Genomic DNA, 18,567 nt, shown 5'->3' with positions numbered 1-18,567 from the left:
GAAGTCCTGAGCCGGCCCAGAATAGAGCCAGATTCGCCTCCGACCCTAGGCAAAGTTGATAAACAATTTGGAAACCACGTTTCCCTGGCGCGGGGAACCAAACCGGCCCGGCCGGCATAAGCCTTGCGAGTACAGGACTCGCACCGGCGCCCGCGTCTCGAAACGCGACAATCTTGCCGGATCAACGGTGATTGCGATGTTGAGTACGGATCGATCGGACGCGGCGGACAACGGCACAGGCACGGCCCTGGTGCCGTTGATGCCGACGTTGCAATGGGTTCACAAGGCGCCGCTGCCGCGCCCCGATCCGAGCTTCGTCACCCAGCTCATCGCCAACGCCGAGTATCTGCCCCAGACTACCCGGCTCCGCCGCGCCTCTTCCGAAGATGCACGGACGGCCTATGGCAGCAAGCGGCCGCTGGGAAGCGTCGCCGCGCGGACGCGGCAGGTGGCTTGAGGCCGATCAGCGTGGCGGCGTATCCGGCGACGGCGTGCCGTTGCCGGGCTGAAGATGCGGCGAGGGAATTTCCGGCGAGGGTGCGCCCTGCACCGGCTTTGGCGCAGGATGATCCATCAGCACGGATTCGGCGACGGATTGCGCCGAGGCAGCAGGCGGCACCTGCGGCGCAATCACCGGCTCAAACTTGGAGGCGGCCTCCGCATCATCCGCCGGCGCTTCGGCCTTGCGTTTGGCCTTGCGTGGCGCCGGCACCGTGGTCTCGGCGACATAGGTGACGCGGCGGCGCGTGCGCTGGGCAATGCCGCCGAGGAAGTCGGCCATCGCGAGCAGCACCAGCAGGAAAAAGGTGGAGTTGCCAAATTTGGGCCACATCACGAATTCGGCAGCGGCCGCGCCGAAGATGATCAGCGACAGCAAGTGATCCATCAGGAACTTCGAACCGGGCCGCGCGCCCTTGACCACTTCGAGCAGCAGCAGCACCACGCCGAGCGCGAGCAGGAGATCGGCGAGTGTGACCGGCCAGGCCTCGCCCGTGATCATCGGCACCTTGAACAGCACGTCCGAGAAGGACACGCTGGGCATCAGAAATGCGATGATGTTGTAGACCGCGAGCGGAATCAGGAGCAGCGGGAAACCGACCATCGGCGAGACGCCTTCTCGATCAAGATATCCGGACAGAACAATGCAGCGGCGAAGCATTTGCTCCGCCGCCGTCACCGTCTATCTCATGGGTTGGCCGAAATCGGGCGGGTCCGATCTCCCGGCCGAAGAAAGATCCTGCCTTCAGGACTCTTTCTTCTTCAGGACCTGGCGGCCCTTGTACATGCCGGTCTTGAGGTCGAGATGGTGCGGACGACGGAGCTCGCCGGAGTCCTTGTCTTCCACATAGGTCGGCTTCTTGATGGCGTCTGCCGAGCGGCGCATGCCACGGCGCGACGGCGAGGTTTTTCTTCTCGGAACGGCCATTTCAATATCCTCTAGGGATTGGTGTCATCAGGGCATCGTCCGCGAAGGGACGGCTCAGCACCCGTAATACGAGGCGAGCTGAATGCCGATCAAGGCCGCGCTTATAGAGGAAGGCTGGCCGTAAAGCTAGGCTCTTGGGCCGGAAAATACGCCCGGAATGGGCCCAAAATCAGCGATTTTCGCGCCAACAGGTCGCAAGCGAGCCCGCCTGCCCCCGCGCCATATAGGTGGCCGCCAGCCGCCTCACGCCTGGGCCGGGCATCCGGGCGCTGCGTTTGACCGGATTCGGCAGGATCGAGGCCAGAAGCGCGGCCTCCCGGGGGGAGAGGTTTTCCGCCGATTTGCCGAAGGCATAGGCGCTGGCCGCCTCCACGCCAAACTGCCCCTGGGGACCGAGCTCGGCGATGTTGAGGTAAATTTCCAGAATCCGTGGCTTGGGGAGCACGAAGTCGATCCACAGTGCCAGCGGGAATTCGAGCGCCTTGCGGATGAAATCGCGCCCCTGCCACAGGAACAGGTTTTTCGCGACCTGCTGGGTGATGGTGGAGGCGCCCCGGAACGGCGTGCCGTCCTCCTTCGCATCGTCGATCGCCTCGCGCAGCGCACCCCAATCGATGCCGTGATGCTTGCAGAAATGGGCGTCCTCGGCTGCCACCACCGCGCGCGGCAGAGAGGGCGACATATCAGCCAGATCGATCCACTGCCGCTGCATCGGCGCGCCCCGCAAGCTGCGCCAGGCCATCAGCGTCGAAACAGGGTGGCCGGTGCGATAGAACGGCGCGATCACATAGGGTGCGAGAAGCACAACCGCGAGCACCACCAGCAGGATTTTGACGATGCGCAAATCGACCTTTCCGGCACGGAACGAGAAGCGGCCACGGATCCCGCCATTAAGTCTGTGATAATTCGGGCCTTTTCCAGCACTTTTTAGGCCTTCCAAACGATTGACTGGGGCGGGCGCATAAAGGATTGTCCCGCCGAATTTTAGTTCTGGAGCCTCTCTTGATGACCGGCACGTCCCCGTCCGATTTCGCCAAACGTCTGGACAAGACCGCTGATGACACCGAAGCCCTGCTCGGGTGCCTGTTGTCGGACGACATCCTGCACGATGAAATCGCCCGGCCCAAGCGACTGATGGACGCAATGCGCTATTCGAGCCTCAACGGCGGCAAGCGCCTGCGGCCGTTCCTGGTGGTCGAAAGCGCCGCCGTGTTCGGCGTGCCGCGCGAAGCGGCCCTGCTCGTCGGCGCCGCGCTCGAATGCATCCACTGCTACTCGCTGATCCATGACGATCTGCCGGCGATGGACAATTCGGACCTGCGCCGCGGCCGCCCCACCCTGCACAAGAAGACCGATGACGCGACCGCGATCCTTGCCGGCGACGGCCTCTTGACGCTCGCCTTCGACATCGTCACCCGTGACGAGATCCATCGCGATGCCAATGTGCGGCTGCTGCTGACGCGCGCGCTGGCGCGCTGCGCCGGGATCGGCGGCATGGTCGGCGGCCAGATTCTCGATCTTGCCGGCGAAGGCCGCTTCGGCGGCAACGAGCCGATCGATGTCGCCCGCATTCAGCAGATGAAGACCGGCGCGCTGCTGCGCTACGGCTGCATCGCCGGCGCGATCCTCGGTCAGGCCTCGCAGAAAGAATATCAGGCGCTCGACGATTACGGCCGCGCGCTCGGCGAAGCCTTCCAAATTGCCGACGATTTGCTCGACGTCGAAGGCGATGCCGCCGCGCTCGGCAAGCCGGCCGGCGCCGATGCCGCGCTCGGCAAGACCACTTTCGTGACCCAGCTCGGCATCGAGGGCGCCAAGCAGCGCGTGCGCGACCTGCTCGCGCGCGCCGACGGCGCGGTTTCGATCTTCGGCGACCGCGCCGCGGTGCTGCAAGCCGCCGCGCGGTTCGTGGCCGAACGGAAGAATTAGTAACTCCGGGCCCCTGCACCTCTCCCGCTTGCGGGAGAGGTCGGCGCGAAGCGCCGGGTGAGGGCTCTCTCCTCTTGGGGGTTCTCGTTTGCGGAGATACCCTCTCCCCGACCCTCCCCCGCAAGCGGGGGAGGGAGCGCACCTGCGATGCCGCTCAGGCCTCACCGGACGATCTGCATGGAAAAGGAAGATCCCGTTCTCGTCCGCTTCCGCCGGATGTCGCGGCCGGTGCGGCTCGTCTATGCGCGGCCGCGGACCTTCATTGCGCTCGCGGCCGGTGTCCTGATTTGCCTGTTGCTGCCGGGGACGTACCGGCTGGTCACGCGACTCCTGCTCGGATGGGATGCGCTGATCGCGGTCTATCTCGTGCTGGTCTATGCGATGATGCTGTGCAACGACCATCAGCACATCCGCCGCGCCGCCGCGATGCAGGACGACGGCCGCTTCGTGATCCTGCTGGTGACGGCAACCGGCGCCTTCGCCAGCATCGCGGCGATCGTCTCCGAGCTCGGCACACCGCATCACGGGGTGCTGGAGCTGGCCATCGCGATCACCACCATCGCGCTGTCATGGGCCGCCGTGCACACGACCTTCGCGCTGCACTACGCGCATGATTATTATCGCAGCGCCAAGCCGGGCGGCCTGCAATTCCCGAGCGGCGACAAGGAAGACCACGCCGACTATTGGGACTTCGTCTATTTCTCGTTCGTGATCGGCATGACCGCGCAGGTCTCCGACGTCGGCATCACCGACAAGACCATCCGCCGAACGGCGACGGCGCATGGGATCGTGTCGTTCATCTACAACACGGCGCTGTTGGCGCTGACGGTGAACATCGCGGCGAGCGCGATTGCGAGCTGATGTCGTCCCGGCCTTCCGGGATGACGATCTCGATCATGCACGGCCTTCAACGACACACCTCGGCATTCGCATCGTTGCCGGGGCCACCGCCACCGCGATATTCCAGGTGGCAACCGCGGCTGACGGGGCGGCAGCCCGCGCTATTGCAGAAGACCTGACCACCAGCGGTGGCGCGGCCTGTACCAGCGGCGGCGGCAATACCGGCGGCGGCACCATAGCCGCCCGCGGCTCCAGCAGCAGCACCACCGGCCTGACGACGCTGCCGTGCCGGGCGTTCATCACTGTCGTCGCGCTTCGCAGTCGCGGGCTTGGCCGGCTTGGCGACACGCTGCTTCTCGCATTCATTGTCGTCGTTGACCGCATAGCCCTCGCGGCAGACGATCTTGGTACATTTGTCGCCATCGACCTTGAAGCCGTGCTCGCAGACCAGCGGACAGACGCGCGACGGTTTTGACTTGACCGCATCGAGCGCGTCGGTGCTCGCCACCTTCACGTCGAGCTTGGTGCCGGCATAGCGGTTGAACTGCGACAGCGATCGCTGCGAGGACGTATTCCAATTGCCGTCGGCCTGCCCAGAGAAACACCCGACGCGGCCGAGCTCGGTCTGCACCGAGCGGCTCAGATCAGCCGGCGCAGTCGCCGGGGTCAGCGAGGCGACGTTGGTGCCGGCGGCGCTCGGCGCGCTGGCCGGCGCGGCGCTCGGCACTGCTGCGGCGAGATTGACGCGCTGCTGCTCGGCGGCGGCCGCCTGCTGCTGCGCCTGCTCCTTGGCCTTCTGCGCGGCGAGCTGCGCCTGCTCGGCGGCCTTCGCATCGGCTGCGGCCTTGGCCTGCGCATCCTTCTGCGCGCCGAGCGCGGCAAGACGATCACGTTCGGCCTCGGCCTGCTTCGCTTTCTCGATGGCAGCCGCATGGGCCTGCTCGGCCTGGATCTTGTCGATCTGGAGCTTGGCGAGGCTGGCATAGAAGCCGTCAGGGTGCTGGGCGAGGAAGGCTTCCCACGCCGGCTTGTTGCCGACCTGGAGCGCGAGCTCGTAGTCGCGGCGCATGTCGGCCTGCGGGTTCGCCACAGGCGCCGCAGCCACCGCCTTGACCGGCACCAGCGGCACGTCCTCGCCGCCGAGCGAACCGTAGACGAACGGCTCCTGCTTGTTGCCGGTCGACTTGAGCACATCGTCACGCACGAAGCCGAAGGCGCGGCGGACATCGAGGCCCGGCGTCGTCAGATGCTTCGACAGCGCAACCGTGAACGGGCTGTTGGCACCGTCGCCGTCCTGCGCCGTGAAACCGGCCTTGGCCGAATAGGCGATCAGCGTGTTGGGGCTGGTCGGCTCGACCTGGGCGAGACCGCGGCCGATGCCGCGCGAGGCGATCGTGCGCTTCATCCTCTTGCCGAACGGATTGTCGCGGCAGGCGTCCAGGATCACCAGGCGAAGCTGCTTTGCAGGCTCGACCGCGACCAGGACTCGGTCGAGCGAGAGCGCCTCGTCATAGACATCGGTGTCGCGCTCGAGCTTGGCATCCACCGGGATCAGATAGTTCGAGCCCTCGACCTCGATGCCGTGGCCGGCGTAGTAGACCACGGCGATATCGGCATCGCGGGTCGCGTCGGCGAAGTCGCGCAGCACGCGCCGCGTGTCCAGCGCCGACAGATCATGCCGGGCCTCGACGACGTCGAAGCCGGCCTCCTTCAGCGTCTTCGCCATCACCGCCCCGTCATTGACGGGGTTGGCGAGCGAGGGCGCGTGCTGATAGGCCGAATTGGCGAGCACCAGCGCGACGCGCTTTCCGGCAAAAGCGGGCCCGGCGCCGAACAGCAGCGCGGCGGCGAGGAGAAACGGGCAAAGTCTGAGCAGATTGCGCATGACACGACTTCCGAAGCTCGGGGCCGTTTGGTCCCTTTGGGATCGCTTTAGCAGGACCCATCGCCGGCGCTTGTGATGGAGGTCACGAAGGCGGCATCGACGACAGGCCGAAAGACCCTCTATGTTTGTCGCGCCAGCGCGGTCGGGGTTCGCCGACAAGGCGTGCGCGGGCCGGGTTCCCTCTAGGGATCGCTAACATGCCCCCGATATTGCGGCAGATTGTCCGTAATTTCGTGCCAGGGCGCCTTCGAGCCCACAAAAATATGGGCGCTCGGTCGGATCGAGGGGGCATCGACCAGGGTTCCCATGGCGACATGAACCCATTGTCCTTCACGGACCCGGGAATACAGCAGCGAGCCGCAGCGGGCACAATGGGCATCATGGGTGGTATCGTCGCCGAAAATCATCCGCTGGTCCCCGCCGCGCACGATGCGGAGCTTGTCGTGCGCGATGCCGGCGAACGGCTTGAACGCGGCGCCGGTGGTGCGGCGACAGTTCGAGCAGTGGCAGTTCATCGCATAGGAGAACGCGTCGGCCACCTCGAAACGCACGGTGCGGCAATAGCATTCGCCGGTGAGGATACGAGCGTTCGAATTTTCTGATTCTGTCATCGTGACGCCTTCGCGCAAATCGCTGACACACCCATAGCGCATTTTGAAGTGTACGACTAAGTTCGCCCGAAGCCATCATGCAAAGGAACGACCCATGAGCCAGGACCGGTCGAGCGTCGAAGCCGTCGTGCAATCCTACTTTGACGGACTCTATGAGGGCGATGCCGAAAAGCTCGGCGCCATCTTCCACCCCTCCGCCGATCTGCGCTGGGTCGAGAAGGGCGAGCTCCAGGTTCTGACGGTGCCCGACTGGCTCGACCGCGTCCGCAAGCGCGCCTCAGCCAAAGCCGAAGGCAAGCCGCGGGAGGACTTCATTGTCACCATCGACCGTTCGGACGAGAAGACCGCCTTCATCAAGGTGCGCTGCCAGCTGCCGCCGCGCTATTTCACCGACTATCTGGTGGCGATGAAGCTCGCCGACGGCTGGCAGATCGTGTCGAAATCGTACCGGTACGATCTGAGGGAGTGAGGGGGCGTTCGACCTTCACTGCCTGAAATCTGGCGCACTCGTCCTCTATTCACGGTCATTGCAATGACGGTTCGATGAACCGCGCGTTGAATCCAACCCCCACCCCACTGCCTGAAAGCCCCCATGCCTCTCGACCGCCGTTCCCTGCTCGGCTCACTGTGCTGGATGGCTGCTGCTCCCGCGCTGGCCGCGGAGGCGCCGCCTGAACTCGAAACCTGTGAACGCAACAGCGGCGGGCGGATCGGGGTCTACGCCGAGAACCTCGCGACCGGCGCGAAGCTCGCCTGGCGTGCCGACGAGCGGTTTGTGATGTGCTCGACATTCAAGGCTTCGCTTGCGGCCTGCGTGCTGGCGCGGGTCGATCGCGGCGAGGAGCAGCTTGCGGCCACGATCGCTTACGACAAGGCCGACCTGCTCGACTACACGCCGGTCGCCAAGCAAAACCTCGCGGCCGGCAAGATGTCGGTCGGCGAGATGTGCAAGGCCATCGTCGAGCTCAGTGACAACACTTGCGCCAATCTGCTGCTGGCGCGGATCGGCGGCCCCGCGGCGCTGACTGCATTCTGGCGGTCGCTCGGCGATACCACCTCGCGGCTCGACCACAACGAGCCCGAGCTCAACCGCTCGCCGCCCGGCAATCCCCAGGACACCACGACGCCGGCGGCGATGGCGAATAATCTGCGCCGGCTGGTGCTGGGCGAAGCCTTGTCGGCGCAGTCCCGCGTTCAGCTCACCGACTGGATGGTGAACTGCAAGACCGGCGCGAACCGGCTGCGTGGTGGGCTCCCCGCGAGCTGGAAGATCGGCGACAAGACCGGCAACAACGGCAAGGATGCCTCGGGCGATATCGCAGTCGCCTGGCCCAAGCCGGATACACCGATCCTGATCGCGGCCTATACCCAGGGCGGCACGCCGACTGCCGAACAGATCGCGGCGGCGTTCGCGCGGATCGGACGGATTGTGGCCGATCGGCTGGCGTAAGCCGCGCCGCATTGACCTTGCGGGCGCTTCCGGGTCAAGACAGACCATCATGGAAGCGAAGTTTCAGACCTTTCTCATCCTGCTGGCCGTGCTGGCAGGCACCGCGCTGGCCGCACGCCGCTTCAACGTCGCTCCCGCCATCCTGCTGATGCTGGCCGGCGTCGGCCTCGCTTTCGTGCCGGGCATGCCGTCGGTGGAGCTGCCGCCGGAGCTGGTGCTGCTGATGGTGCTGCCGCCGCTGATCTATTCGGCGAGCGTCGCCATGAGCTGGCGCGAGTTCAAGAACAATCTGCGTCCGATCGTGCTGCTCGCGGTCGGCGCGGTGATTTTCACCACGGCGATGGTCGCGGCCGCCACGCACTATTTGATCGGCCTGCCCTGGACCATCGGCTTCCTGCTCGGTGCCATCGTCGCGCCACCCGACGTGGTGGCGCCGCTCGCGATCGCGCGCCGGCTCAACATGCCGCGTCGGCTCCTGGTCATCCTCGAGGGCGAAGGACTGGCCAATGACGCCACCGCGCTGATCCTCTACCGCTTCGCGCTCGCGGCGATCATAGTCGGGAGCTTCTCGCTGCCGCTCGCGGCCGGCGAGTTCCTCCTCATCGTCGCCAGCGAGATCGCCTTCGGTATCGGCGTCGGCTGGCTCTCCCTACGATTCCGCAAATGGTCCGGGGATCCGCAGGTCGAGCTGACGCTGTCGCTGATCACACCCTACGTCTCCTACTGGCTGCCCGAGCACGTCGGCGGCTCCGGCGTGATCGCGACCGTCGCCTGCGGTCTCTACGTGAGCTGGAACGGGCCATTGCTGATCTCGTCGGCAACGCGCCTGCAAGGCATCTTCTTCTGGGATCTCGTGATCTACCTGATCGAAGGCATGCTGTTCCTGCTCACAGGCTTCCAGATGCGCGCGCTCTACGAGAAGTCGAAGGCCTTCCCGCTCGACGACATTCTCATTGCGACAGCAGTAGTCCTGGTCATCGTCGTGATCGCGCGCTTCGCCTGGCTCTACCCCGCGACTTATCTGCCGCGGATGCTCAGCAAGTCGCTGCGCGAGCGCGCCCCGTCGCCGCCATGGCAATGGCCGTTTGTGCTCGCCTTCACCGGCGTGCGCGGCGCGGTGTCGCTGGCGGCCGCGCTGGCGCTGCCGTTCACGTTGCCTGATGGCGAGGCCTTTCCGTCTCGCGACCTGATCCTGTTCGTCGCCTTCGGTGTCATCTTCGTCACGCTGATCGGCGTCGGCCTGACGCTGCCGCCGGTCGTGCGCTGGCTCGGCGTCGCCGAAGCCGGCCGCCACGAGCATGCCGCCGCGCACGAAGCGGAGCTCGCCGCCCGCCGCCAAGCGCTCGGTGCCGCACTGCAATCACTCGACACGCTGACCGCCCAGAAGGACGTGTCCGAAGAAGTGATGCGGCTGCTGCGCGCACGACACGATATCCGCGTCAGCCAGCTCCCGGACTCGCTCGATCCCAACCACCATGACGTCTCAGCCGCCGGTATCGCGCTGACCCGCGACCTGATCGCCGCCGAAAGAAAGTTCATCCACAACCTCCTGCGCGACGGCGAGATCACCGACGAGACGCGACGGCGGATCGAGCGGGACCTGGATCTGGAGGAGGCGAGCCTGGCGAATCGGGAGTATCGCGGCGGGCCGCTGTAGCTTCCCCGTCGTTGCGAGCCATCGGGCCGCGCGTTGCGCGGACCCGGTGGCTCGCAATGACGGCTGCCGAACCGGCCGAGCCAACTACCGCCTCTCGCAAAACGCCCTCATTGCAGCCGCGACGGCTCCCGCGACCGCCTCGTGCCGCTCCGGCGAGTTCATCTCCATTTCCTCGTCGCGATTGATGATCGAGCCGGCCTCGAGCAGCACGGCGGCGCTCCTCGTCCGCGACAGCACGACGAGCCCGTCATAGCGATAGACCCCGACATCCTTGTCGAGCAGCTGGCGCCGGTAGCGGCCCATCACCGGCAGGGTGTATTGGCTGGCATAGTGCAGGCCCTGCTCCTTCAGCTGCTTGCCGATCATCCGCGCCAGCATCAGGCTGGTGGCGAAGTGCGGATTCTGCTGCGACACGAACAGCGAGTGACCCGAGAAACGGTCGCTGAAATAGCTCTTTGCGCCGTCGAACTCCCAGGTTTCGAGCAGCTTGTCCGGCACCGAATCATGATGGACCGACAGCAACAAATCGGCCCGGCCTTCGTTCGCGACGCCGACGCGCTTGAACAGGCTCGGCCGCGCCTTGCCGTCCGTGACGAGCAGACGGGTTGCGGCAAAGCCTTCAGACCTCAACTTCGCTGTGATCAATCTGGCGAGGCGGAAGTTGAAACCGAACTCCGGGTCGTTGCGCGCGCTCAACGCGCCATAGGAGTCCGGGGTGTGCCCGACATCCACGACGATCCGAAATTTCGGCATCTCACATTTGGCTGGTGACAGCTGCCTGGCCTTGGGTCTCGCAATTTTTCGCGCGGCAGCAGCGTCGCCGGCATCGACAAGGGCGAGCGACGACAGCAGGATCGACGCGACCAGCCCGGCGATGACGCTGCGCGATTGCCCCAAGCTCAACTCCGCTGCCGTGATCCGCGGGCGGTCGACGAAGCCCGCATTTGCTTCCGGGAAGATTGGCGCGGGAGCGCGGGGACGTCAACGCAAGGATGATCTCGTGTCCCGGACGCGGCGCGGCATGAAATGACGCGACGCAGAGCCGGGACCCAGTTTGCCGCAAGAATGGGCCCCGGCTCTGCAGCGCACCGCTGAAGAAGCGCTGCACTGCGTCCGGGCACCAGAGGATCAAACCGGCCGCTCGCCCTTCACCGTCACGCGCGTGCCCGAGCGCGTGTGCGGCCAGTAGTCCCACATCGCGCGGTGCTGGGTGCAGCGGTTGTCCCAGAAGGCGATGGCATTCTCGGTCCAGCGGAAGCGGCACTGGAACAGCGGGTTTTCGGCATGCTGGTAGAGATAGGCAAGCATCGCATCGCTCTCGTCGCGCGGGATGCCGTTGATGTGCCGGGTGAAGCCGCGGTTGACGTAGAGCGCCTTCCTCCCGGTGACCGGATGGGTACGCACCACGGGGTGCTCGGCGTGCGGATAGGAGGGACGGTCAGCGACGCCATAATTCGCATAGAGCCCGCGATAGATCGGCTCGCCGTCGTGCAGCGCGGTGAGCCCATCGAGATAGGCTTTCATGCGGTCGGACAACGCCTCGTAGGCCGCATACATGTTGGCAAACAGCGTATCGCCGCCGCGCGGCGGGCATTGCTTGATGTAGAGGATCGAGCCCATCGGCGGCTCGAGATCGCAGGACACGTCGGAGTGCCAGCCCTCGCCGTTGGCGCGCGGCGAGTTCTTGTCGGCGTAGATCTTCATCAGCGCCGGATCTTCGTCCTCGTGGGGAGCTGCGGGATGGAAATGCAGCTCGCCGAACTTGCGGCCAAAGGCGAGGTGCTGCTGCGGCGTGATGTGCTGATCGCGGAAGAAGATCACGAGGTTTTCGGCGAGCGCACGGTGGATCTCGTCCATCTGCTGGTTGGAGCGGGTGTCGCCCTCGACGAGCTTGCCGATGTCGACGCCGGAGATCTCCGCACCGATGATGGGGGTGAGCCTTTCGACCGCGATGGTTTCGTACGGCGCACCATCTTCGGCCGTGTGGCGATAGCGCGGACCCTGCTTGCCGGCGAGTGAGCTCATGGCGTGTCTCCCGATCGTTGTTGATTGGGAGACATCGTAGCGCGCGGTGATGGATGTGCAATCTGCACCGCAAACACCACCGTCGTCCCGGATCGGCGCGCGCTTGAGGCGCGCTTGTCCGGGACGACGGTTGAGTGCGGGGCGATAGTAGAGAGAACTACTCCGCCGCTGGCGCCGGCACCTTCGCGCCCTGGCCGTAGCGCTGGTCGATGTAGTCGATCACCAGCGCCTTGAAGTCGGCGGAGATGGTCGGGCCGCGCAGCGTGCGGAACTTCTTGCCGTCGACGAAGACGGGCGCGGCCGGCGCTTCGCCGGTGCCGGGCAGCGAGATGCCGATATTGGCGTGCTTGGATTCGCCGGGGCCGTTGACGATGCAGCCCATCACCGCGACGTTGAGCTCTTCGACACCAGGATATTTCGTCTTCCAGGCCGGCATCTCGTCGCGGATGAAATCCTGGATCGAGCGCGCCAGCTCCTGGAACGTGGTCGAGGTGGTGCGGCCGCAGCCGGGGCAGGCCGCAACCAGCGGCACGAAGGTGCGAAAGCCCATGGTCTGCAAGAGCTCCTGGCCGACCTGCACCTCACGGGTGCGGTCGCCGCCGGGCTCCGGCGTCAGCGAGATGCGGATGGTGTCGCCGATGCCCTGCTGCAAGAGGATGCCGAGCGCCGCCGAGGACGCCACGATGCCCTTCGAGCCCATGCCGGCCTCGGTGAGGCCGAGATGGATGGCGTAGTCCGAACGCGACGCGAGGTCCTGATAGACCGCGATGAGATCCTGCACCGCCGAGACTTTTGCCGAAAGGATGATGCGGTCCTTGGGCATGCCGAGCTCTTCGGCGCGCGCGGCCGAGAGCAATGCAGACTGCACCATGGCCTCGCGCGTCACCGCGCGCACGTCGCGCGGATTGGGCGAGGCGGCATTCTCGTCCATCAGCTTGGTCAGAAGCTCCTGGTCGAGCGAACCCCAATTGGCGCCGATGCGCACCGGCTTGTTGTTCTTGTTCGCGATCTCGATGATGTCGGCGAACTGGGTGTCGCGCTTGTCCTTGAAGCCGACATTGCCGGGATTGATGCGGTATTTGGCTAGCGCCTCGGCGCAGGCCGGATAGGCCGCGAGCAGCTTGTGGCCGATATAGTGGAAGTCGCCGATCAGCGGCGTCGTGATGCCGCGCTTGGCGAGGCCGTCGCGGATGTGCGGGACGGCGGCCGCGGCCTCCTCGCGGTCCACGGTGATGCGGACCATTTCGGAGCCGGCGCGCGCGAGCGCTGCGACCTGGGCGATGGTGCCGTCGACGTCGGCAGTGTCGGTGTTGGTCATCGACTGCACGACGATCGGCGCACCGCCGCCGACAGCGACGTTGCCGACCTTCACCTGAGTGGTCTTGTGCCGGGGCGCGGGGCCCGCAATGTCGGAATCGAGAGGGTTTTCGAGCTTGTTCATGGGGTCCAAATATCAGGTTTTGGTGACGTTCAGCAATGCATCGCGCGGCGCCGCAGCCGTTGAGCTGGGACGGTTAACTAGAAAAAGCCCAGCAATTACAAGGACCGCGGCGGCCCCAAATGTCAGGCTCAGGGTGTCGTGCATGATGAAATAGCTACCCACCACGCCAAACAAAGGGGTGATGAAGGTAAAAGCCGACAATTTGCTGGCCGAATAGGCCTTCACCAGCGCGAACCAAAGGGTGAACGTGGTTCCCACTACCCAGATCGCCTGGAACGCCATCAGGCCGAGGGACAGCGGCGCCGGCGTGTGAGTGATGGATTCGCCAAACAGCCAGGCCGCCAACCCCAGGATCGGGATCGAGGTCGCGACCTGATAGCCCAGCGCCTTCTCGGGCGCGGCGAAGCGCAGCCGCGTGCCCTTGGCAACCAGGGTCGTCGCCGCCCATAGCGCGGCGCCGCCGACGATCATGAGATCGCCGAGCAGAACATGCGAATCGACATTGGGCTGCGGCACGCCGATCGCCAGCGCGACGCCGGCAAAGCTGATGGCCAGGCCCAGCCATTGCGAGCCACCGAGACGCTCGCCGAGCACCTGGTAGGAGCCGAGCGCGACGAAGAACGGCGCCGTGTAGAGGAACACCACCGCCCGCGAAGCAGATGTGAGACGCAGCCCCTGGAAGATCAGCACGAATTCGATGCCGAACATCAGCCCTGCGATCAGGCCGGCCTTCCAGGTGCCGTCACGCTCGAAGAATTTCACGCCACGCAGGGTACCGATGATGAACAGCACCGGCAGCGCGCCCATCGAGCGGATGGTGGCCTGGAGCATCGGCGGAATGTCCGGCAGCACCAGCTTCACCGCGATCTGGTTGAACCCCCAAGTCAGGCACAGCATGAGCATCAGGGCGATGGCACCGGCACTCAGAGGACGGCCGGCGGACGGTATGGCTTGAGGTGCGGACATTTCTTCCTGAAATCCGGCTTTGCGCCGTTGTTGCTTGATTGATCAGACGGCGGCTCTTCACCTCTCCCCTTGGGAGAGGTGAGCACCGCCATTGTGGCTCGATCTGATTCCATCTCACTAAGAAGCTTTCTGACAATGGGCGCAGACGCCCGTGATCTCCACCACAGACAGCTTTGGTGCGAAGCCTGAGCTGCGCGCGGCGGCGTTGAGATCCTTGGCGAAGGACGCCGAGGGGATCTCGCCGACCAGGCCGCAACGCTCGCAGATCAGGAACGCCACCGCGGAGGTCGCGTCGTGGTCATGGGCGGCGCAGGCGAGATAGGCATTGCGGCTTTCGATGCGATGCACGAGGCCGTTCGCCATCAGGAAATCGAGGGCACGATAGACCGTGATCGGTGCCGGCCGCGCCATCGATTTTGCCAGTTCGTCGATCACCTCATAGGCACCTAGCGGGCGGTGGCTGGAGAGCAACGCTCCCAGCACCTGACGGCGAATTGGCGTGAATTTCTGCGCGCGCTGCTCGCAGACCGCCTCGGCATGCGCGAGTGCATCCGCCGCGCAGCGGCGGTGATCGTGATCGGGCGCGGGAAATGCCGGCTTTGCGAGGGTCATACGGCTCACTTTCTAGCATTTCGACCCGGGAACCCAAAGCACGACGCTGCGATCGGCTGCCAGCCATGCCAACGCTGCGGGACAGCTACCCGATAATCCCGCCCTGAAATAATCATAAGCTTGCTTATTATATCTTCGACTTATTGGAGACCAAGCTCATGACCCGCGGGTCTGTCGACCAGAACTTCCTGTTCACGCTCTCCGAGCTCTATCGCCTGCTGCGCGTCTATGCCGACAAGGAGGCGTCGCGGTTCGGCATCACCCGCGCGCAATGGGCGGTGCTGGCCAAGGTGGAGCGCAGCGAGGGCATGAAACAGTCGGAGCTCGCCGAGCTCCTGGAGGTGCAGCCGATCACGCTGACGCGCCTGATCGACAAGCTCTGCGACAATGACTGGCTCGAACGGCGCAGCGACGCCTCGGACCGCCGCGTCAAGCGCCTCTACCTGAAGAAGGCCGGCCGGCAGCTGCTTGGCCGGATGAGCGGGCTCCGGTCCGAGATCACTGCCAATGCGCTCGACGGCATCAATCCGGCGGATGCCCACCGTCTCCTCACGCAACTCGAAACCATCAAGGAAAACGTGCGGACCGCGATCCAGACCAGCGGCGCGGAACAAGCGCGTAAGGAGCAGCGCTATGGCTGATCAGGTCCTCAAGTTCCAGCCCGAGCAGAAGAGCGACGGCGGCAAGCCGACCAAGAAGGCCGGCACCGATCCGCGCCGCCGCTTGGTGGCGGGCCTGCGCCGCTATCGCCGTTTCCTGCTCCTGGTCGTGCTGCCTGTCATCGCGACCATCGGCGGCCTCACTTTCTATCTGCAAGGCGGCCGCTATGTCGGCACTGACGATGCCTATGTCGGCGCACAGAAGGTGCTGGTGACACCCGATATCTCCGGCAAGATCCTGAAAGTCGTCGTGAAGGAAGGTCAGGTCGTCAAGCAGGGCGACGAGCTGTTCGAGATCGACCCGGTTCCGTTTCGCCACGCGGTGGATGAGGCCAAGGCGCAGCTCGCGCAGGCCCGGACGACCTACGACAACCTCGTTGCCAACATCAAGATCTACGGGGACATGCTCAACCTCGCCCAGCAAGGCGTCGAGCTGAAGCAGCGCGACGTCGAGCGCAAGCAGGCCCTGGTGAAGAACAATTTCGGCTCCCAGCTCGATCTCGACAACGCGGCCAACGCGCTGGTCACCGCCGGCGCGCAGGCGCAATATATCAAGCAGCAGCTCTCCAACGCCAAGACGCAATTGCTCGGCGATCCCGCCTTGCCGCTGGAGCAATTCCCGCCCTATGCGCAGGCGAAAGCCAAGCTGGACGATGCCCAGCGCAATCTCGACCATACCGTGCTGCGCGCGCCGATGGGTGGCGTGGCGACGCAGGTCGAGCAGATCCAGCTCGGCCGCTATGTCGTAGCCGGCACGCCGGTGTTCTCCATCATCGACGTCGCCCATCCCTGGGTCGACGCCAATCCGAAGGAGAGCGACCTCACCTATGTCACCGAAGGCCAGCCCGTCACGCTCGAGGTCGACGCGTTCCCGAGCCACGTCTTCAAGGGCAAGATCGGCTCGCTCTCGCCCGGCACCGGCGCACAATTCGCGATCCTGCCGCCGCAAAATGCGACCGGCAATTTCGTCAAGGTGGTGCAGCGCGTGCCGATCCGCATCTATTTCGACGAGACCGACAAATATGTACGGAAGCTGAAAGCCGGCATGAGCGTCTACGCCACCATTGACACCGGCCATCGACGCTCGCTCGCCGGCCTGTTCGGCCTGTCGGCGACCGCGGGCCAGGATAAAGACTAAGCCAAAGACCAAGGACTGACCCGATGTCCGGCCCCAACGCCAGCCTGATGATCCCCGGCCTGCGCCGGAACATGGTGACGATCTGCGCCATGACCGCGACCATCATGCAGGCGCTGGACACCACCATCGCCAACGTCGCGCTGCCCTACATGCAGGGCACGCTGTCGGCCTCGCAGGACCAGATAAACTGGGTGCTGACCTCCTACATCGTCGCCGCCGCGATCATGACGGCGCCGGTGGGCTGGATTGCCAATCGCTTCGGCCGCAAGCGCATCTTCATCGTCTGCTCGGCCGGCTTCACCATGGCATCGGTGCTGTGCGGCCTCGCGCAGGACATCAACCAGATGGTGCTGTTCCGCCTTCTGCAAGGCGTTTTCGGTGCGGCCCTGGTGCCGCTGTCGCAGTCGGTCATGCTCGACTATTACACGCTCCAGGAACGCGCCAAGGCGATGTCGATCTGGGGCATGGGCGTGATGATGGGCCCGATCATGGGACCGTCTCTGGGGGCCTGGCTCACCGAGACCTATTCCTGGCACTGGGTGTTCTTCGTCAACCTGCCGTTCGGCGCCATCACCGTGCTCGGGCTGATCATCTTCATGGACGAGACCAGGAAGGATCTCAGCCTCAAATTCGACTGGTTCGGCTTCGCCACGCTGGCAATCGCGATCGGCGCGCTGCAACTCGCGCTCGACCGCGGCGAGCAGCTGGGCTGGCTCGAATCCAATGAGATCGTCGCGGAATTCATCGTCTCGGCCGTCGCCTTCTACTTCTTCCTCGCGCACTCCTTCACGACCTCGACGCCGTTCATCCGCTTCGCGCTGTTTCGGGATCGCAACTTCGTCACCGGCTGCCTGTTCATGATCGTGATGGGGCTCGTGCTGTTCTCGACCATGGCGCTGGCCTCGCCCTACATGCAGAACGTGATCGGCTATCCCATCATCACCGCCGGCCTGCTGCTGGCGAGCCGCGGCATCGGCACCTTCTTCGCCATGATGCTGGTCGGCCGCATGATGCGTTATTTCGAGGCGCGCACGCTGATCATCTCCGGCCTGACGCTGACCGCGGGCTCGCTGTTCCAGATGACCGGCTGGACTGACCTGACCCAGGTGCCGGAGATCGTCACCGTCAGCGTCATCCAGGGCTTCGGCTTCGGCCTCGTCTTCGTGCCGCTCTCGACCGTGGCATTCCTGACCCTGTCGAACGAACTGCGCACCGACGGCACCGCCATGCTAACCCTGATGCGCAACGTGGCCAGCTCAGTCGGCATTTCCGTCGTCATCGCCGAGCTGACGCAGGGCACGCGGCGGACCTATGCGATCCTCTCCGAGCACATCAATCCGTTCAACCACGCGCTCCAGATGCCCAGCGTCAGCGGCCTGATCAATCTGTCCACCGACGCCGGCCGTGCCATGGCCGACCGGATGGTCAGCGTGCAGGCGCAGATCATCGCCTTCGCGCATGACTACCAGCTGGTGATGGTGTTCATCCTCTGCACCATCCCGCTCGCTTTGCTGATCGGCTCAACCAAGGCCACGCTGCGCAAGCAGGCGGCGGGTCCGGAGCATGCGGTGATGGAGTAGCGTGCGCCACATCCACATTCTCCGCTGTCGTCCCGGACAAGCGCAGCGAAGCGGAGCGCAGATCCGGGACCCATATGTGGACGGCCTCCGTGGCACAAGAGCTTTGTGAAGGTTTTGATCGGATCGCTTGCATCCATATGTCCGGCCTGTTGGTGCGGCGTGTTGGACCGCTGGCCAAGATGGTTTCCGCGATGCGAGTTCCAATCAACCACGCGACCTTGATCGGCCAATGGGTCCCACGGATTTGCTCGCATCTTCGGTCGATCGATCGCACCATCTCCTCTGCTCTTGCAGCTCCGGTTCGGCCGGTGGGCGAACCCGCCGGTCGGCCGAATCTCTCAACTACGC

The 18,567-nt window shown here is 64.9% G+C and carries 20 protein-coding genes; 10 read left to right on the top strand and 10 right to left on the bottom strand.

All coding sequences use genetic code 11. From position 1 onward, the window contains the following. Nucleotides 1-196: 196 nt before the first annotated feature. Nucleotides 197-457: a hypothetical protein gene (locus CVM73_RS36150; RefSeq protein WP_167407258.1), complete on the top strand. Its 261-nt coding sequence runs from the start codon at nt 197-199 to the stop codon at nt 455-457. Nucleotides 458-463: 6 nt separating this feature from the next. Here the strand turns inward: CVM73_RS36150 and CVM73_RS36145 are convergent, their stop codons facing one another. The 3 genes from CVM73_RS36145 to mtgA all read right to left on the bottom strand — a co-directional run bounded on the left by CVM73_RS36145 (nt 464) and on the right by mtgA (nt 2,270). Further along, nucleotides 464-1,102, bottom strand: a complete 639-nt coding sequence (locus CVM73_RS36145) for a hypothetical protein (protein WP_167407257.1) — start codon at nt 1,100-1,102, stop codon at nt 464-466. A gap of 141 nt (nt 1,103-1,243) precedes the next feature. Further along, on the bottom strand, nt 1,244-1,426 hold the full coding sequence (rpmF, locus tag CVM73_RS36140) for a 50S ribosomal protein L32 (protein ID WP_007598106.1): 183 nt from the start codon (nt 1,424-1,426) through the stop codon (nt 1,244-1,246). 169 nt (nt 1,427-1,595) lie between these two features. Continuing rightward, complete coding sequence (gene mtgA / locus CVM73_RS36135; RefSeq protein ID WP_100236511.1) at nt 1,596-2,270, bottom strand: monofunctional biosynthetic peptidoglycan transglycosylase; 675 nt, start codon at nt 2,268-2,270, stop codon at nt 1,596-1,598. A gap of 161 nt (nt 2,271-2,431) precedes the next feature. Here mtgA and CVM73_RS36130 point away from each other — a divergent pair, with 161 nt between their 5' ends. Together CVM73_RS36130 and CVM73_RS36125 are read left to right on the top strand one after the other, a co-directional pair. Then, entirely contained in the window at nt 2,432-3,355 is a 924-nt protein-coding gene (locus CVM73_RS36130) for a polyprenyl synthetase family protein (RefSeq protein ID WP_100236510.1), read from the top strand. 177 nt (nt 3,356-3,532) lie between these two features. Next, nucleotides 3,533-4,216 (top strand): DUF1345 domain-containing protein, encoded by a 684-nt coding sequence (locus CVM73_RS36125; protein ID WP_100236509.1) that lies wholly within the window; start codon nt 3,533-3,535, stop codon nt 4,214-4,216. A 46-nt stretch (nt 4,217-4,262) separates the two neighbouring features. Here the strand turns inward: CVM73_RS36125 and CVM73_RS36120 are convergent, their stop codons facing one another. Together CVM73_RS36120 and CVM73_RS36115 are read right to left on the bottom strand one after the other, a co-directional pair. Further along, nucleotides 4,263-6,080: a caspase family protein gene (locus tag CVM73_RS36120; RefSeq protein WP_100236508.1), complete on the bottom strand. Its 1,818-nt coding sequence runs from the start codon at nt 6,078-6,080 to the stop codon at nt 4,263-4,265. A 182-nt stretch (nt 6,081-6,262) separates the two neighbouring features. Next, nucleotides 6,263-6,691 (bottom strand): GFA family protein, encoded by a 429-nt coding sequence (locus tag CVM73_RS36115; RefSeq protein WP_167407260.1) that lies wholly within the window; start codon nt 6,689-6,691, stop codon nt 6,263-6,265. A 94-nt stretch (nt 6,692-6,785) separates the two neighbouring features. On the opposite strand from CVM73_RS36115, the gene CVM73_RS36110 reads away from it, so the two are divergent. From CVM73_RS36110 to CVM73_RS36100, 3 genes are all read left to right on the top strand, one after another. Then, nucleotides 6,786-7,160 (top strand): nuclear transport factor 2 family protein, encoded by a 375-nt coding sequence (locus CVM73_RS36110; RefSeq protein ID WP_100236506.1) that lies wholly within the window; start codon nt 6,786-6,788, stop codon nt 7,158-7,160. 123 nt (nt 7,161-7,283) lie between these two features. Then, on the top strand, nt 7,284-8,141 hold the full coding sequence (bla, locus tag CVM73_RS36105; protein WP_100236505.1) for a class A beta-lactamase: 858 nt from the start codon (nt 7,284-7,286) through the stop codon (nt 8,139-8,141). Between the two features lie 49 nt (nt 8,142-8,190). Continuing rightward, complete coding sequence (locus CVM73_RS36100; protein ID WP_167407256.1) at nt 8,191-9,798, top strand: Na+/H+ antiporter; 1,608 nt, start codon at nt 8,191-8,193, stop codon at nt 9,796-9,798. A gap of 84 nt (nt 9,799-9,882) precedes the next feature. On the opposite strand, the gene CVM73_RS36095 is transcribed toward CVM73_RS36100, so the two are convergent. The 5 genes from CVM73_RS36095 to CVM73_RS36075 all read right to left on the bottom strand — a co-directional run bounded on the left by CVM73_RS36095 (nt 9,883) and on the right by CVM73_RS36075 (nt 14,842). Continuing rightward, on the bottom strand, nt 9,883-10,695 hold the full coding sequence (locus CVM73_RS36095; RefSeq protein WP_167407255.1) for an N-acetylmuramoyl-L-alanine amidase: 813 nt from the start codon (nt 10,693-10,695) through the stop codon (nt 9,883-9,885). 231 nt (nt 10,696-10,926) lie between these two features. Continuing rightward, a complete protein-coding gene (locus tag CVM73_RS36090; RefSeq protein WP_100236504.1) occupies nt 10,927-11,823 on the bottom strand; it encodes a TauD/TfdA dioxygenase family protein in 897 nt (298 codons plus the stop codon). Nucleotides 11,824-11,980: 157 nt separating this feature from the next. After that, nucleotides 11,981-13,264 carry a flavodoxin-dependent (E)-4-hydroxy-3-methylbut-2-enyl-diphosphate synthase gene (gene ispG, locus CVM73_RS36085; RefSeq protein ID WP_100236503.1) on the bottom strand — a complete coding sequence of 428 codons (1,284 nt, stop codon included), beginning with the start codon at nt 13,262-13,264 and terminating at the stop codon, nt 11,981-11,983. Between the two features lie 12 nt (nt 13,265-13,276). Further along, nucleotides 13,277-14,230: a DMT family transporter gene (locus CVM73_RS36080; protein ID WP_100236502.1), complete on the bottom strand. Its 954-nt coding sequence runs from the start codon at nt 14,228-14,230 to the stop codon at nt 13,277-13,279. A gap of 117 nt (nt 14,231-14,347) precedes the next feature. Then, a complete protein-coding gene (locus CVM73_RS36075; protein ID WP_100236501.1) occupies nt 14,348-14,842 on the bottom strand; it encodes a Fur family transcriptional regulator in 495 nt (164 codons plus the stop codon). Nucleotides 14,843-15,000: 158 nt separating this feature from the next. Here CVM73_RS36075 and CVM73_RS36070 point away from each other — a divergent pair, with 158 nt between their 5' ends. The 4 genes from CVM73_RS36070 to CVM73_RS40770 all read left to right on the top strand — a co-directional run. Beyond that, nucleotides 15,001-15,483, top strand: a complete 483-nt coding sequence (locus CVM73_RS36070) for a MarR family winged helix-turn-helix transcriptional regulator (protein WP_100236522.1) — start codon at nt 15,001-15,003, stop codon at nt 15,481-15,483. After that, on the top strand, nt 15,476-16,639 hold the full coding sequence (locus CVM73_RS36065) for an HlyD family secretion protein (protein WP_100236500.1): 1,164 nt from the start codon (nt 15,476-15,478) through the stop codon (nt 16,637-16,639). Before CVM73_RS36070 ends, CVM73_RS36065 begins: the two co-directional genes overlap by 8 nt. Before the next feature lie 23 nt (nt 16,640-16,662). After that, nucleotides 16,663-18,219, top strand: a complete 1,557-nt coding sequence (locus CVM73_RS36060) for an MDR family MFS transporter (protein WP_100236499.1) — start codon at nt 16,663-16,665, stop codon at nt 18,217-18,219. An 89-nt stretch (nt 18,220-18,308) separates the two neighbouring features. Then, the coding region (locus CVM73_RS40770) for a hypothetical protein (protein WP_208639287.1) at nt 18,309-18,567 on the top strand (259 nt) is incomplete at its 3' end.

Source organism: Bradyrhizobium forestalis, assembly GCF_002795245.1.
GTDB lineage: Bacteria > Pseudomonadota > Alphaproteobacteria > Rhizobiales > Xanthobacteraceae > Bradyrhizobium > Bradyrhizobium forestalis.
This window is presented reverse-complemented; position numbering and strand designations above follow the sequence as displayed.